Origin of the sequence: Shewanella olleyana (assembly GCF_023283825.1) — a bacterium.
Taxonomy (GTDB): domain Bacteria; phylum Pseudomonadota; class Gammaproteobacteria; order Enterobacterales; family Shewanellaceae; genus Shewanella; species Shewanella olleyana.
In genome coordinates this window covers 50,336-66,600 of record NZ_JAKILD010000004.1, presented here as the reverse complement: position 1 = coordinate 66,600, position 16,265 = coordinate 50,336, and the positions used below count along the sequence as shown (strand labels likewise).

Below are 16,265 nucleotides of genomic sequence, written 5' to 3'. Positions count from 1 at the left end.
AATAATGGATGAGAACTCAAGTTTAGTAGATTGAAGTATAGCTTCGCGAATGGGGTTACCGCAATCAAGTTCAGTGATTGCGGCAAGTCTTTAAGAGGATTTATCTGTCAGCTGCTGCCAGTTTCACCATATCGACAATTTGCTCAACCATAGCCCATTCTGTATCGGCATCATAACCACTGACTCTTGGGGTATGGATATGACCCACAGGGATATCACGGTTGAATTGCTGTTTAAGCAAAATACTACGATAAGAAATCTCATTTGAGAGGTAGCCACCACCAGAACCCTCCACTGAGGTTTCATTGGCTAACTCATAAATTGATTTAGCATCAAATTGGCCTCGACTAACGGTCGTCACTTGATGGTTATCATTGACTTTCCATTGACCTTCTACTTTTTGCATAGCACTTACAGGAAGTGAGAACTCGACGAATTCTGGCCCATTTAAGGTGCCGCCATTAAATAACGGTGCTTTAGGCGCTGTTTTACTCGCGCCAGTGTAAACATTTAAGTTATCTGGTGCTGCGGCGCTTCGACCACGTGCAGGGAAACGTTCGATGTCAAAGTCATCACGGCCCATGCTGACAGTGAAAATCATATCGATGCTGTTATCTCGATACATTGGAGTGAGTAAAGATTCAATCATGCCGTCATCAAAGTCGGCAAATCGAACCGGGATCATCACAGTTTCGATTTGTGCTTGCTTGCCATTAACATCAAATGTCATTCCATCGAGTGCTAAAGCGGTTAATCCAGATGGGTTACTTTGGGTAATGTCTCTATCTAAAAAGAATGGGTCAAAACCTGTTAGCAAAATCTTGATTCGAGATTCTGGTTTGAAATGAATGTCACTTAATCCACGAGATGACTTTTCGAATGCTTTTACTAGGATGTCGCGTTGCCAAGGGACGATGTTATAGCCTGCATCAGCGGTTTTTAAGGTTTTACGCATTGCTAATCGACTCCAGTATAGAGCGCGATCATCATAGTTTCCTGCTTTTACATCGGCGACGGCTTGTTGCCAAAGCTTTGTTCCCTGAGATGCCACCATTTGAGTAATGGCGAGTTCGTCGGTTGATGCGCTCAGTTGACTGTCTAATTGACTATTGAGGTTATCGAAACGGTTAGCCACATCTGCCATGACATCCATCACTTGAGGTAAACGCAATTCTTCTACATCTAAATTATTAGATTCATTTTGCGCATAAGCAGAGCTGCTAACGAGTAATACTGCAGCAACTAAACTGCTGGTCATTAAGGGCTTGAACATGGCTATTCCTTTAGAATGTCTTTGTTATTGATTTAATTTACCACGGCTTTGATGCTAATTCATTATTGATTGCAGAGACTCTTGGCTGCTGTAGCGTTTCGCAAAGAAGTCGAGGAATGCACTGATATTATTAGCTAGCTGTTTACGGCTTGAATAGACCCCATAAACTTTAAATGACTCCATTGGCCATTCTTGTAATATTGGGACCAAACTGCCTGCGGCAAGTTCTTGTTTACAACTGTTATTAGATAACATCGCAATACCAAAATCATCTTGTGCTAGCCTTTTCACCATACTGGCGCTGTTAACCCTGACTTTACGCTTAAAGCTCGCCATGGTTTTACGACTTCCTTTACCGACTGGCCATATCGGCGCCGATAAACTGGTGCCTAATAAAATACCGCTATGGTCAGCTAATTCTTGGGGAGTAGCAGGAGTACCTGACTTTTTGAGATATCCTGGACTTGCGACTAAAATAGGTTGGCGCTCGAATAGCAGTTTGGCTACTAAGTCTGAAGATTCCAGTGGCCCATATTTAATCGCGATGTCATATCCTTCACCCACAAGGCCAACATTGCTGTCGGTAAATTGCACATCCAGTTCGATATTAGGATAAAGGCGCATGAAGCTGCTACATAAGTTAGCGATCACTTCTTGGGAGAATGAGACTGGTATGGCCACTCGTAGTGAACCTGAAATATCGCTATGGGTATTTTCAATAATGGCTTTGGCCGCATCGATTTCTTGACTGATAGAGTCACAATGCTGAAAGAATAACGAGCCAACTTGAGTCAGGCTTAAATTACGGGTGTCACGTTGCAGTAATCGCACGCCTAGCTGTTCTTCTAGCTGAGCAACCTTACGACTAATGGTTGATTTTGGTTGTCCGATGTCTCGGGCTGCTTGGGAAAAACCTTTTGCTCTAACTACTGCTGCAAACAGCATCATACCGTTTAAATCAGGCACCTTAGCCTCACTGTCTCAAAAATGGAACAAAGCGTCTCCGATAGTTTAATGGCAATTTGACAGGGAACAAAGTTATATTTACCGTCTAAAAAATTTTAGAGGCTATATAAGCAGAGGATCTTTTGATGACTAGCAAAAAGCAGCCCGTAAACAAGACAACAGCTCAAGCGGCTGATCCGCTATTTTTACAAGCGGAACATTTAGCTAAAGATTTTTCATTATTTCCTGCTCATAGCAAGCAATCTTTAGCTGAAGAAATTAAGGGATTGTTATCTGAAGATGCAATCCAATCAAACTTAAAAGAGTTAGCGACACTCGATGTCGATACCTACGTAAGCCAAGTCATTCAACCGACTCAAGACAAAAACCGCCCAAGTGCAAAACGAGTTATTGCTGATTTAAAAGGTAAGTTAATTGCCGAGAATCATCTAGGCTCGTTTTACAGTGCTGAAATCGAATTAAACTTTGGCTCTCGTACTCGCCGTGTTGGTTTTATTGCCCAAGAAAGAACGACAGGCAATGGCGCATGGATGCCTGAGCATCACTTAGCTGCATGCAAAGCTATCCGTCATTTCTCAGAACTATCAATGCCAATCGTTTACTTAATTGATACTCCTGGTGCCGATGCGGGTGAAGTGGCTAACAGCCAAAATCAAGCGCATACCATTTCTAAAGCGATTGCTGAAAGTGCCAATGTTGACGTACCGACTGTGGGTATCGTTATCGGTGCTGGTTACTCTGGCGGCGCGATTCCATTAGCTGCGGCGAACATTTTATTGTCACTGCGTGATGGTATTTTCAATACGATTCAGCCACAAGGTCTACAATCTATTGCACGTAAGTACAACTTATCTTGGCAGGAATGTGCTAAGTCAGTGGGTGTTTCTCCTGAAGAGTTACTGACTGCAGGTTGTATCGACGGTATCGTTGATTTCTCTCCATATGATAAAGATGAGCGTCAGCATAACTTACGCCGCGCAATCATTAGTAGTATCGAGGCAGTAGAAACAGCTGCAATTAACTTTGTACGTGAATCAAAGGATTTACGTGAGCATTACGACCGCAGTTTGACACGTTACTTAGACCCATCTAAGAACCTCGTTGCGCTTGAAAATAACCAAGGTTTGGCCGTTGCTAGCAGCCCAACCATGCACCACAACTTATTTGGTAGTGCATACCGTTATTTACGCTACCTAACGCTGCGTAGCCGTATTCATTCAATTTCGGTTGAGCAGTACGGCCGTTTATCTAAAGTGAGTGTGCCAGAAGGTGACTTACTTGAGCGTATCCAGCAAGAGCAAGACAGTGTCTTCCAAGCTTGGTTATCAACACCTGATAAACTCGTTTATGATGAAGAGCTGAATAAGCTTTGGGGCACGTTCGATAGCAAACGTAATGAGATCTCTACTGAGCGTAACGTGATTACACGTTTCATTTTAGGTGAGCCAAAAGAGAACTATAAGAAAGCCCGTAAGGCACTATTGTTCAACATTGGTTGGTCTTTATACCATCGCTGGAAGAGTAACGCTGCTAACAACTTCAAAGGCTTAATCAAGCACCTTGAATCACTGCCTGCATCTAAAACCCAAGCGCCTTGGCCTGAGTTAAACCAGCTAACTGTACTTGATATTGTGGTAAATGATGAGCTTCGTGAAGACTTCATTTGGCAATGTCACAACGTCCTTATCTTTAATGCGTTATACGACAATGTAGTACAGAACTTAGCATCGATTTCGAAAGAAGCGATGATGTCTAAGAGTCTGTCTCGTGAGTCAGTAGACAAGTTACTTCATACGTCTATCGACATCGCTTTATCGAAAAATGATGATGCTAACGATAAGAACAAGTTCTACAAATGGCTTAAGTTCTTCATGGACCAGTCTAACCGTGCTGAATTGCTAACACGTGTAGAGCAATGGAAGAGTGTAGGTAACCCGCAACTGAATGACAGCTTATTCGTTATCTTGACCTACTTCTTTGAGCGTTTATTGCCTGAATACTTCGACAGTGAAGAAGACCAAAGCAAATACACAGGTGCAATTAACCCTGTACGTATTGGTCGTCGTAAAGATTTCTGGAACCGTTTAACCATGGGTTACCAAGATTTGCTTATCCAAAAAGTACTTCGCGACGAAAAACGCCAAGGAAAAATGGGTTGGGAGAATGTGATTGGTAAGTTCTTCAGCGAATTTGAAGAGTTAAATGGCGACAAAATGTCAGCTAACTTACTTAACTTCCCTGGTTTCCGTTTATCAATTGAAGATGCATTAGATAAAGGTATTCGCCCTTGTGGTTTGATTACTGGTGTTGCTGATTTTGAACATGGTGACAGTAAGCATCGCGTTGGTGTTGCCGTATCTAACATCGCTTTCCAAGCAGGTGCGTTCGATATGGCAAGTGCTGAAAAATTCAGTGCGCTATTGATTGAATGTGCTAAACGTAAATTACCAGTGGTATGTTTCATCAGTTCTGGTGGTATGCAAACCAAAGAAGGTGCTGCAGCACTATTCTCAATGGCTGTGGTAAACGACCGTATTACGCGTTTTGTCCGTGATAACGAATTACCTGTATTGATGTTTGGTTTTGGTGACTGTACTGGTGGCGCACAAGCAAGCTTCGTGACGCATCCATTAGTGCAAACTTACTACCTATCTGGGACTAACATGCCGTTTGCTGGTCAAATGGTTGTTCCTGCATACTTACCATCAACTGCGACGCTATCGAACTACTTGTCGAAAGTTCCTGGTGCAATGACAGGCTTAGTACACAACCCGTTCAGCGATACATTAGATAGTCATTTATCAAGTATTGATCCATTAATGCCGCTACCAACGCTGCATGCTAATGAGATTATTGCTAAAGCATTATCAAGCCTAGTGCCTGAAGTTAAAGCGATAGAAGAGAAGATTGTTCAGGACGATCCTCGCGAGCTTATGAAGCCTATCGATAAAGTGTTAGTGCATGCTCGTGGTTGTACGGCAGTTAAGTTGATCCGTAAGGCTCACGATAACAAGATTAACGTTGTGTTAGTGGCATCTGATCCTGATATGACTTCTGTACCTGCAGACATGCTTAAGGTGAACGATAAGCTTGTTTGTATTGGTGGTAATACATCAGATGAAAGTTACTTGAATGCATACTCTGTACTGAAAGTTGCTGATTACGAAAACGTTGATGCGCTTCACCCAGGTATTGGTTTCTTATCTGAAAGCCCACAGTTTGCAGCATTATGTGTTAACAATGGCGTTAACTTTGTCGGCCCAAGCGTGCATTCAATGACGACTATGGGTAACAAGTCGAACGCGATTAAGACTTCACAAGATCAAAATGTACCGGTTGTGCCAGGTTCACATGGTATTTTGACTAACGCCGAACAAGCGGTGAATGTTGCACTTGAAATTGGTTACCCAGTATTGCTTAAAGCGGTACAAGGTGGTGGCGGTAAAGGTATTCAAGTTGTGACTAAGCCAGAAGATATGATTGGTTTATTCCAAAAAACATCTACTGAAGCGGCTGCAGCATTTGGTAATGGCGATTTATACTTAGAGAAGTATGTAACATCTCTACGTCACATCGAAGTACAGTTACTACGTGATAAATTTGGTAACACCAAAGTATTGGGTATTCGTGACTGTTCAGTGCAACGTAACAATCAGAAAGTGATTGAAGAGTCTGGTTCTACTATGTTGCCTGAAGAGCTTAAGCAACGTGTACTTGAATATACTCGTGCCTTAGGTGATGCGACTGACTACATGGGTGCTGGTACGGTTGAATTTATTTACAACCTCGATGCAAATGAAGTCTACTTCATGGAAATGAATACTCGTCTTCAAGTAGAGCATCCAGTTACTGAAGCAACTTCAGGTATTGATATTGTTAGCGCGCAGTTTGATATTGCTGCTGGTCGTTCAATTGAAGACCTAGAGCCAGTTGATCAAGGTTACGCGATGGAAGTTCGTGTGACTGCTGAAAAAGCGGCACTTGATAGTGACGGTATTCTTCAGTTATTACCAAACCCTGGAATGATCACTGAGTGCATCATGCCAGAAGGTGAAGGTATTGAAATCATCTCTATTGCCGAGACTGGTAAAGAAGTATCGCCTTACTACGATAGCTTGATTGCACAAATCATTATTCGCGGTGAATCACGTGAAGATGTTGTGACTAAGATGTCAGCTTACCTTGATAACGTAGTGATTAAAGGTATCGCAACTAACATTCCATTATTGAAGCTTATCCTCAAGGATGCGACGTTCAATGAAGGCGTTTACGATACTAACTACTTACCACGCTTAATGGCTGAGTTAGACGTGCCTGCGCTTGTTGCTGAAATGGAAGCCGCAGCTGAAACAGTAGGTTTAGACACTGAATCACTGCGTGTTGCTGAAAGTAATGAGCTTAAAGTATTGGCACAAGGTGCTGGTATCTTCTATACCTCACCAGCCCCAGGTGAGCCAGACTTCGTTAAAGAAGGTGACATTGTTACTGTGGATCAGAATTTAGCGCTTACAGAAGCGATGAAGATGTTCTCGCAAGTAACTCTAGCTGGATTTAACCGTCAAAACGCTGTGCTTTACCCTGAAAATCAGAAATACCGTATTGAACGTATTCTGAATGGTAATGGCCAACAGGTTTCTCAAGGCGATTTACTGTTTGTTATTTTACCTATTGATGGTGAGTAATAATCAATTAGCGTGATAGCAAGGCTATTATGCTAACTAAATTGCTTGAATAAATCCTCAGTTGAAAAACTGGGGATTTTTTATCGCTATGCAAGATTGAACTCGTCACAAATTAACGTAATTCAAATTGAATGAATTGATACAAATTCGCTTTTTTGTTGCCGATTGCAGAAAAAATGTCTTACTCAGCCTATTCGTCATAAAAAATACACGATTTGGGTCTGAAAAACTAAGTTGTTTGAAAAATAAACAATAACTTTTATTTTATTGTTTTATTTAGGAATAATGAAATTAAAGGCAATTTTTTTTTGCAAAATGTGATAAATTTTGCAAGTCCTATTTGCGCATTTGAAGGTTCCCACTTACAATATGCGCCTTAAATAACCAGATGTGCGGTGTGTTAAGCTTTTTTCATACTCCGTTTACCTCTTAACTAATCATTAAAGTTGAATCATGACCGAATTATCCAAATACAGAAACATTGGTATCTTCGCTCACGTTGACGCGGGTAAAACCACGACCACCGAGCGTATCCTTAAGCTAACCGGTAAGATCCACAAGATCGGTGAAGTACATGATGGTGAATCTACTACTGACTTCATGGAACAGGAAGCTGAGCGCGGTATTACTATTCAGTCGGCAGCAGTAAGCTGTTTCTGGAATGACCACCGTTTTAACGTTATCGACACTCCAGGCCACGTTGACTTCACTGTTGAAGTATATCGTTCGCTTAAAGTTCTTGATGGCGGTGTAGGTGTATTCTGTGGTTCTGGTGGTGTTGAGCCTCAGTCAGAAACTAACTGGCGTTATGCTAACGAATCAGAAGTTGCTCGTATCATCTTCGTAAACAAATTAGACCGTATGGGTGCTGATTTCTTACGCGTTGTTAAGCAAACTCAAGACGTTCTAGCTGCTAACCCATTGGTTATGGTTTTACCGATTGGTATCGAAGACGAATTCTCTGGTGTAGTTGATCTACTTACTCGTAAAGCATGGGTATGGGATGAAACTGGACAAGCAGAAAACTACAAGATCGAAGACGTTCCAGCTGATATGGTTGACATGGTAGAAGAATACCGTGAAATGCTAATCGAAACTGCTGTTGAGCAAGACGACGATCTAATGGAAGCTTACATGGAAGGCGAAGAGCCATCTATGGAAGACATTAAGCGTTGTATCCGTAAGGGTACTCGTACAATGGACTTCTTCCCTACATACTGTGGTTCTGCGTTTAAGAACAAAGGTATGCAGCTTCTTCTTGATGCTGTTGTTGACTACCTACCTGATCCAGTTGAAGTTGATCCTCAGCCTCTTACTGATGAAGAAGGTAACGAAACAGGCGAGCACGCTTTAGTTTCAGTTGATGAGCCATTCAAAGCTTTAGCATTCAAAATCATGGATGACCGCTTTGGTGCACTAACTTTCGTACGTATCTACTCAGGTAAGATCAAGAAAGGTGACACCATCCTTAACTCTGCTACAGGTAAAACTGAGCGTGTTGGTCGTATGGTTGAGATGCAAGCTGATGAGCGTAACGAATTAGATTCAGCTCAAGCTGGTGACATTATCGCTATCGTTGGTATGAAGAATGTTCAAACTGGTCACACTTTATGTGATGTTAAACATCCTTGTACTCTTGAAGCAATGGTATTCCCAGAGCCAGTTATCTCTATCGCTGTAGCACCTAAAGATAAAGGTGGTTCAGAGAAAATGGGTATCGCTATCGGTAAAATGATTGCAGAAGATCCATCTTTCCGCGTAGAAACTGACGAAGATTCAGGCGAAACCATCCTTAAAGGTATGGGTGAGCTTCACTTAGACATTAAAGTAGACATCCTTAAGCGTACTTACGGTGTAGACTTAATTGTTGGTGAGCCTCAAGTAGCTTACCGTGAAACTATCACTAAAGTTACTGAAGATAGCTACACGCATAAGAAACAGTCTGGTGGTTCTGGTCAGTTTGGTAAGATTGACTACATCATCAAGCCAGGTGAGCAAAACTCTGGTTTCACTTTCAGCTCTTCAGTTGTTGGTGGTAACGTACCTAAAGAATTCTGGCCTGCAGTTGAGAAAGGTTTCGCTAGCATGATGAACACCGGTACTGTTGCTGGTTTCCCTGTGTTAGACGTTGAACTAGAACTTACTGATGGTGCTTTCCACGCAGTTGATTCGTCAGCTATCGCGTTCGAAATCGCTGCTAAAGGCGCATTCCGTCAGTCTATGCCTAAAGCCGGTGCACAACTTCTTGAGCCTATCATGAACGTTGACGTATTCAGCCCAGAAGACAACGTAGGTGACGTAATTGGTGACCTTAACCGTCGTCGTGGTATGATCAAAGACCAAATGGCTGGTGTTACTGGTGTTCGTATTAAAGCTGACGTACCGTTATCAGAAATGTTCGGTTACATCGGTTCACTACGTACTATGACATCGGGTCGTGGCCAATTCTCTATGGAATTCGCTCACTACGCACCATGTCCAAACAGTGTTGCTGAAAAAGTAATTGCTGAAGTTAAAGAGCGTGAAGCTAAGAAGTAATTCTTAACTAAACCCTTTAATAAAAAACCGCTGCCTTTGCAGCGGTTTTTTTATGGTTATTTAGTCAGAAGGTGTGGTTGATTTTTGAATAAATAAAAAGCTATGAGCACCAAAGGTATTCATAGCTATTTTTAGCTTACATGATGATTAACCCGTATTCACAGTTCTTACTATGCAGGTACATCAGTACTATGCAGGTACATCAGTACTATGCAGGTACATCAGTACTATGCAGGCATATCTGCATTCATTACTTTGGCCCATGCAGTGATAAAGTCGTGTACAAACTTCTCTTTGCTGTCGTCTTGTGCATAAACTTCTGCGTAAGCACGTAGGATAGAGTTTGAACCAAAAACTAAATCAGCACGTGTCGCGGTCCATTTAATGTTACCCGTTGCACGTTCAACAATCTCGTAAGAGTTACAACCAGTGGGTTCCCAGCTGTAGTTCATGTCTGTTAAGTTTACAAAGAAATCGTTAGTTAGTGCACCTAGGTTGTCGGTAAACTGACCAAATGCTTCACCAGCATAGTTAGTGCCTAATACACGAAGACCACCAACTAATACTGTCATTTCACAAGCAGTTAAACCAAGTAATTGAGCACGATCTAACATCATCTCTTCAGGAGTTACTGTATAGTGTTGCTTCTGCCAGTTACGGAAACCATCTGCTAAAGGCTCAAGCACAGAGAATGAATCTTCATCTGTCATCTCAGCGGTTGCATCACCACGGCCGGTTATAAATGGAACGCTTGCTTCAACACCAGCGGCTTTTGCTGCTTGCTCGATACCCACATTACCCGCAAGTACTATAATGTCTGCTACACTCACACCCGCATCGGCTGCAATTGGCTCAAGCACAGATAATACTTTATTTAAACGAGTTGGCTCGTTACCTGCCCAGCTGTTTTGTGGCGCAAGTCGAATGCGTGCTCCATTTGCACCACCACGCTTGTCTGAACCACGGTAAGTACGCGCACTATCCCATGCAGTTGTTACCATTTCACTGATGGATAAGCCGCTGCCAGCAATACGTGCTTTAACTGCTTCAACATCGTAACCCACTGGACCTGCAGGGATTGGATCTTGCCAAATGAGGTCTTCTGCCGGTACGTCTGGGCCAAAGTAGCCTGCTTTAGGTCCCATATCTCGGTGAGTTAATTTGAACCATGCACGTGCGAACACTTCTTCAAAGTAAGCTGGATCTTGGTAGAACCGTTTAGAAATTTTACGGTACTCAGGATCGACTTTTAATGCCATATCAGCATCGGTCATCATTGGGTTATGACGAATGCGGTCATCTTCAACATCAACGGGCTTGTCTTCTTCAGCAATCTCAATGGGCTCCCATTGTGTTGCACCAGCTGGACTTTGCGTTAAAGTCCATTCGTGGTTTAACAGCATATCGAAGTAACCACCTTTTGCTGTATTCCATTTCATTGGGAAGGTTGTCCAAGCACCTTCAATACCACTTGTTACAGTATCACGACCGATACCACGAGATTTATGGTTGTTCCAACCTAAACCTTGTTCTTCGATTTCAGCACCTTCAGGTGCTTCACCTAGATTAGCTGCATCACCGTTACCGTGTGCTTTACCAACTGTGTGCCCGCCAGCTGTTAATGCTACTGTTTCTTCATCATTCATACTCATACGCGCAAAAGTCACGCGCATATCTTCAGCTGTTTTCTGAGGGTTAGAAACACCGTCTACACCTTCAGGGTTAACATAGATAAGCCCCATCATTACTGCTGCAAGTGGGTTTTCTAAATCACGCTCACCTGAGTAACGACTACCTTCACCACCACTTGGTGCTAACCATTCTTTCTCAGAACCCCAGTAAGTATCTTTCTCTGGCTGCCAGATATCTTTACGACCAAAACTAAAACCAAAAGTTTTAAAGCCCATTGATTCATAAGCCATGGTGCCCGCTAAAATCATTAAGTCAGCCCAGCTAACTTTATTGCCATATTTCTTTTTAAGCGGCCAAAGAAGACGACGTGCTTTATCTAAGTTACCGTTATCAGGCCATGAGTTTAGTGGTGCAAAACGCATGTTACCTGTACCTGCGCCCCCACGACCGTCAGCGTTACGGTAGCTACCAGCTGAGTGCCATGCCAAGCGAATCATTAAACCGCCATAGTGTCCCCAGTCTGCAGGCCACCAATCTTGGCTGTCGGTCAACAAAGCTTTCATGTCAGATTTTAGTGTTTCAACATCTAGGCTTTGTAGTGCTTCGCGATAATTAAACGAATCACCTAACGGGTTAGTCTTACTATCATGTTGGTGCAGAATATCGAGGTTAAGTGCTTTAGGCCACCATTCCATGTTAGACGTGCTGCTTTGTGTTGCTCCACCGTGCATGACTGGACATTTACCTGTAGACATCGATTGATCTCCTTTAAATTTAAAATTTCATTTGCTAATAATTAGTAAATTTTGCTTTAACAGTATTGAGTATGTAAGCTTATTTTTAAAATGGATTAAACCAATTACTATAATCGGTTTAATTGGTTTTTGCTTAATTAGGGTGTTATGAATTACTTTGTTGGCTTTTTGTTGGTTTTTGCTGGCGAGCATTTGGAGGTGGCCAACCTAAATGTTTGATATTTCTCCTTGGGTAGCTGAACGCTACATTAATATTTTTTGTTATTTTTATTTAAGTGAATTGTAAATTAGTGATTATTTAGTAAGGGTGACTTGGCACTCTTGTTAATTAGCTTTTTCTAATGTGAATATCATTTTTTGATATTACTTCACTTTTAAAGTTGGTCTTGCGAGATATATCTCACTTTTGTGCCTGATTTTATGAACAATTTTTTCGAGTTAAGGAGTGTAAATTTAATATCTTTTTGTTGAAATTACAGGTAGGGGAGTGAAGCCGATATGGTTTTAAAAGCAATAGATAGATTAAAATTCGCTATTCAATATGATACGCAGTTGATATTGCTGTTGCTCAACAATTAGTTTTAAATTGTTATCTTAAAATTTACAATTCACTTACTATAAAAACTGTGAGTTTACAGAGATGATTAACATCAGAAGGTTTAACACCGAAGATATAAAACCATTGTGGGAGCTTAAACAGCGAACTATCCATCAGGTGAACCGTAATGACTATTCGTTAGCAGAAGTTACCGCATGGGCGCCGTATGAATACAATGAATCGGCATGGATAGGACGAGTGACAAAAATTGAGCCATTTGTGGCTGAGGTTGATCATGTCATTGCTGGGTTTGCGGATGTTCAAGATGATGGTTATATTGATCATTTCTATTGCAGTGCTGACTTTCAGAGGCAAGGTGTAGGAAAAGCATTAATGCAAGCCATCCTTAATAAAGCTGTAGTTTTGAATCTAACGAGTCTATATGCTGAAGTCAGTATCACGGCAAAACCCTTTTTTAGTCATTATGGCTTTGTGGAAGAGCAAGCTCAAACTGTGCCGGTAAGAGGGCAGAAAATTAATAATTTTGTGATGCGTAAGTTACTTGGCTGAATGAACACGTAAAAAAAAATGCCACTGTCCTAGGACGGTGGCATTTTAATTTCTAAAAAAAGAAATTCAATAAAGCTTAGTTAGTGTGAGTATTACCGACAATTGCTTCTTTGTTGTCAGCTTGGGCAACGTGACACTGCACACAGAAGTAGTACTTATCGTCAAACTCACCGTTAGCGTCTACGTGAGACTTATCAATCGGTGTCGCTTTCATACGTGCCGCTTTTTCAGTGCTGTGACAGGTTAAGCAACCATTTTTCTTCATGGTAATACTGTAAGAGTCTTTGTGCGGAATGAGTGGTGGCATGTGCACAAATGTTCTTTCTAATGATGTGCCGCGGCTTGGGTAAGTCGCTTTAGCATCTGCAGGCATTGTAGCGGTAATCGCCACATCGCCAGCGAGTGATTTAACAGTTACTGGAGCTGCTTTTTCTGGTGTTTGTTGACCTGAGCATGCGCTAAGACTGAGCACTATCGCAGCAAGGCTGAGTATTTTCTTCATGGTTTACACTCCGTCATATCCACTATTTCTGTTTATAAATGGATAGAGAAAATTAGTGATTTAGTGATGCCTTTTTCTTTTGATAAGGCATCACATTTCAGTCAAATTAGGCTTTAACAATCTTCACTGGACACTTCTTGAAGTCCGTTTCTTTCGATAACGGATCCGTTGCATCAAGTAATAGTTTGTTTACCAACTGTCTAGCATCAAAGAATGGCATAAATACCACACCGACAGGTGGCTTGTTACGGCCTTTGGTTTCAACACGCGTTTTAACTTCACCGCGCGGAGAAATCACTTTCACTTCATCACCATTTTTAAGACCACGACTCGTCGCATCTTTAGGGTGCATGAATACTTGTGCATCAGGGTAAGACTTATGCAGTTCTGGTACTCGCGCTGTCATACTTGCTGTATGCCAATGCTCAAGTACGCGACCTGTTGACATCCATAGGTCAAACTCTTCATTTGGCTCTTCTGCTGCTGGCTCAAATGGCAATGCAAAAATCACAGCGCGTCCATCAGGCTTGCCGTAGAAGTTGAAGCCTTCACCAGCTTTTACATATGGGTCGCTACCTTCAACGAAGCGGCGAACAGTTTCTTTGCCGTTTACTACAGGCCAACGCTTACCGCGGTTTTCATGGTAGTTTTCAAATGCATCTAAATCGTGACCATGGCCACGACCAAACTGCGCATATTCTTCGAATAGACCTTTTTGCAGGTAGAATCCGAATGCATCGTTCTCGTCATTGTAGTCACCTTTACATTCAGAAGTAGGGAATTTATCCACAACACCGTTTGCAAACAAGATGTCATATAAGGTTTTTTCAGCGTATTCAGGCTTTTTAGCAATTAACTCTGCAGGCCATACTTCTGAAACTTTAAAGCGCTTCGAAAACTCAACAAGCTGCCATAAGTCAGACTTAGCGCCTTCAGGTGCTTTAACTTGCTGATGCCACATATGCGTACGACGTTCTGCGTTACCGTATGCACCTTCTTTCTCAACCCACATCGCAGTAGGAAGAATCAAGTCAGCAGCTGTTGCGGTTACTGTTGGGTATGGATCTGATACCACAATGAAGTTTTCTGGGTTACGGAAACCAGGGTAAATTTCATCGTTAATGTTTGGACCGGCTTGCATGTTATTGGTACACATAGTCCAGTAACAGTTTAGTTTGCCATCTTTAAGCATACGGCTTTGAATAACAGCATGGTAACCTGGTTTTGGCGGGATAGTGCCTTCAGGTAATTGCCATAAATCTTCAGTCATCGCACGATGCTTAGGATTAGCAACGACCATATCTGCTGGTAGACGGTGAGCGAATGTACCCACTTCACGAGCTGTACCACACGCTGACGGCTGACCCGTTAACGAGAATGGGCTGTTACCAGGAGTCGCAATTTTGCCAGTTAACAAGTGAATGTTATAAAGCATGTTGTTTGCCCAAACACCACGAGTATGTTGGTTAATCCCCATGGTCCATAAGCTCATGATCTTGATGTTAGGATCAGCATACGCTTTAGCCATTTCTTCAAGGTTCTCAACTGGCACACCACTCATTTCAGATGCGTATTCAACAGTATAAGTACTGACGAATTTGGCGTATTCTTCGAAACTGATTGGTTTAGCACCACCATTACCTGGGTTCTTTGCTTTCTGTTCAAGCGGATGCTCAGGGCGAAGACCGTAACCGATATCAGTGACACCTTCAGCAAAGTTAGTATGCTTGCTAACGAAGTCTTTGTTAACTGCATCGTTTTGAATGATGTAGTTAGCAATGTAGTTCAAGATAACTAAGTCAGATTGCGGCTTAAATACCATTGCGTTGTCAGCAAGCTCGAAACTGCGGTTTTCAAACGTCGATAAAACGTGAACCTTGCTGCCTTCGTGGCTTAAGCGACGGTCAGTTAAGCGTGACCATAGAATCGGATGCATTTCTGCCATGTTCGCGCCCCAAAGCACGAAGTGATCTGCAGCTTCAAAGTCATCATAGCTACCCATTGGCTCATCAATACCAAAGGTACGCATGAAACCACCCACCGCAGATGCCATACAATGACGAGCGTTAGGGTCGATGTTATTGGTGAGGAAACCTGCTTTATGCAATTTAGATGCTGCGTAACCTTCCCAAATAGTCCATTGACCAGAGCCAAACATACCTACAGAAGTCGGTCCTTTTTTAGCAATGCTTTCTTTCCACTTATCAGCCATAGTGTCTAGAGCAACATCCCAACTAACAGGAGTGAAGTCACCTTCTTTGTCATACTTGCCATCTTTCATTCTTAATAATGGCGAAGTTAGACGGTCTTTACCGTACATGATTTTAGACAGGAAGTAGCCTTTAACACAGTTAAGACCTTTGTTAACTGGACTTTCAGGATCACCTTGAGTCGCAACAACTTTACCGCCTTTTGTTCCGACTAAAACGCTACAACCTACACCACAGAAACGGCATGGGGCTTTGTCCCATTTAATTTCTGCAGACTTCTCTTCTGCTTGAACCATTTTGATTGGTAAGGCAAGCCCAACAGCCGACGCGGCTGCAGTAGCGGCATTGGCTTTTAGAAACTCGCGACGGCTTATGCTCATGGTGTTTCCTCACTCTTTGCTGTTAGTTGTTAGCCTTAAATAGGCTAATCATCGTTTTTTATGCCAAATAATGGCTTTCTTCATCTCTATGTAATCGAGTTTAAACCTCACATTTTTCGTGGGTATACCTCGCAATGAGTATACTGAGAGTTTATTGTCGTAGATCACATTTTATGATGTGATCCACGACACATTTTAGAAGTTAGTCAGTCACTTATT

Annotated in this window: 8 protein-coding genes; 3 read left to right on the top strand and 5 right to left on the bottom strand. The window is 42.2% G+C overall.

What is annotated here, in order from left to right; genetic code table 11:
- Positions 1 to 100 precede the first annotated feature (100 nt).
- A complete protein-coding gene (locus L2735_RS04045) occupies positions 101 to 1,273 on the bottom strand; it encodes a pyroglutamyl-peptidase I family protein (protein ID WP_248983482.1) in 1,173 nt (390 codons plus the stop codon).
- 54 nt (positions 1,274 to 1,327) lie between these two features.
- Positions 1,328 to 2,239, bottom strand: a complete 912-nt coding sequence (locus tag L2735_RS04040; RefSeq protein WP_248983481.1) for a LysR family transcriptional regulator — start codon at positions 2,237 to 2,239, stop codon at positions 1,328 to 1,330.
- Between the two features lie 125 nt (positions 2,240 to 2,364).
- Between L2735_RS04040 and L2735_RS04035 the strand changes: the two genes are divergently transcribed.
- Together L2735_RS04035 and fusA are read left to right on the top strand one after the other, a co-directional pair.
- Positions 2,365 to 6,921 (top strand): ATP-binding protein, encoded by a 4,557-nt coding sequence (locus tag L2735_RS04035; RefSeq protein WP_248983480.1) that lies wholly within the window; start codon positions 2,365 to 2,367, stop codon positions 6,919 to 6,921.
- Positions 6,922 to 7,374: 453 nt separating this feature from the next.
- Positions 7,375 to 9,459, top strand: a complete 2,085-nt coding sequence (gene fusA, locus L2735_RS04030) for an elongation factor G (protein WP_248983479.1) — start codon at positions 7,375 to 7,377, stop codon at positions 9,457 to 9,459.
- 227 nt (positions 9,460 to 9,686) lie between these two features.
- Here fusA and katG read toward each other — a convergent pair whose 3' ends face one another.
- Positions 9,687 to 11,846, bottom strand: a complete 2,160-nt coding sequence (gene katG / locus L2735_RS04025) for a catalase/peroxidase HPI (RefSeq protein WP_248983478.1) — start codon at positions 11,844 to 11,846, stop codon at positions 9,687 to 9,689.
- Between the two features lie 640 nt (positions 11,847 to 12,486).
- On the opposite strand from katG, the gene L2735_RS04020 reads away from it, so the two are divergent.
- Positions 12,487 to 12,954: a GNAT family N-acetyltransferase gene (locus L2735_RS04020; RefSeq protein WP_248983477.1), complete on the top strand. Its 468-nt coding sequence runs from the start codon at positions 12,487 to 12,489 to the stop codon at positions 12,952 to 12,954.
- Between the two features lie 76 nt (positions 12,955 to 13,030).
- On the opposite strand, the gene L2735_RS04015 is transcribed toward L2735_RS04020, so the two are convergent.
- Positions 13,031 to 13,456: a nitrate reductase cytochrome c-type subunit gene (locus tag L2735_RS04015; RefSeq protein WP_248983476.1), complete on the bottom strand. Its 426-nt coding sequence runs from the start codon at positions 13,454 to 13,456 to the stop codon at positions 13,031 to 13,033.
- A gap of 106 nt (positions 13,457 to 13,562) precedes the next feature.
- Positions 13,563 to 16,046, bottom strand: a complete 2,484-nt coding sequence (gene napA, locus L2735_RS04010; protein WP_248983475.1) for a nitrate reductase catalytic subunit NapA — start codon at positions 16,044 to 16,046, stop codon at positions 13,563 to 13,565.
- Positions 16,047 to 16,265 lie beyond the last annotated feature (219 nt).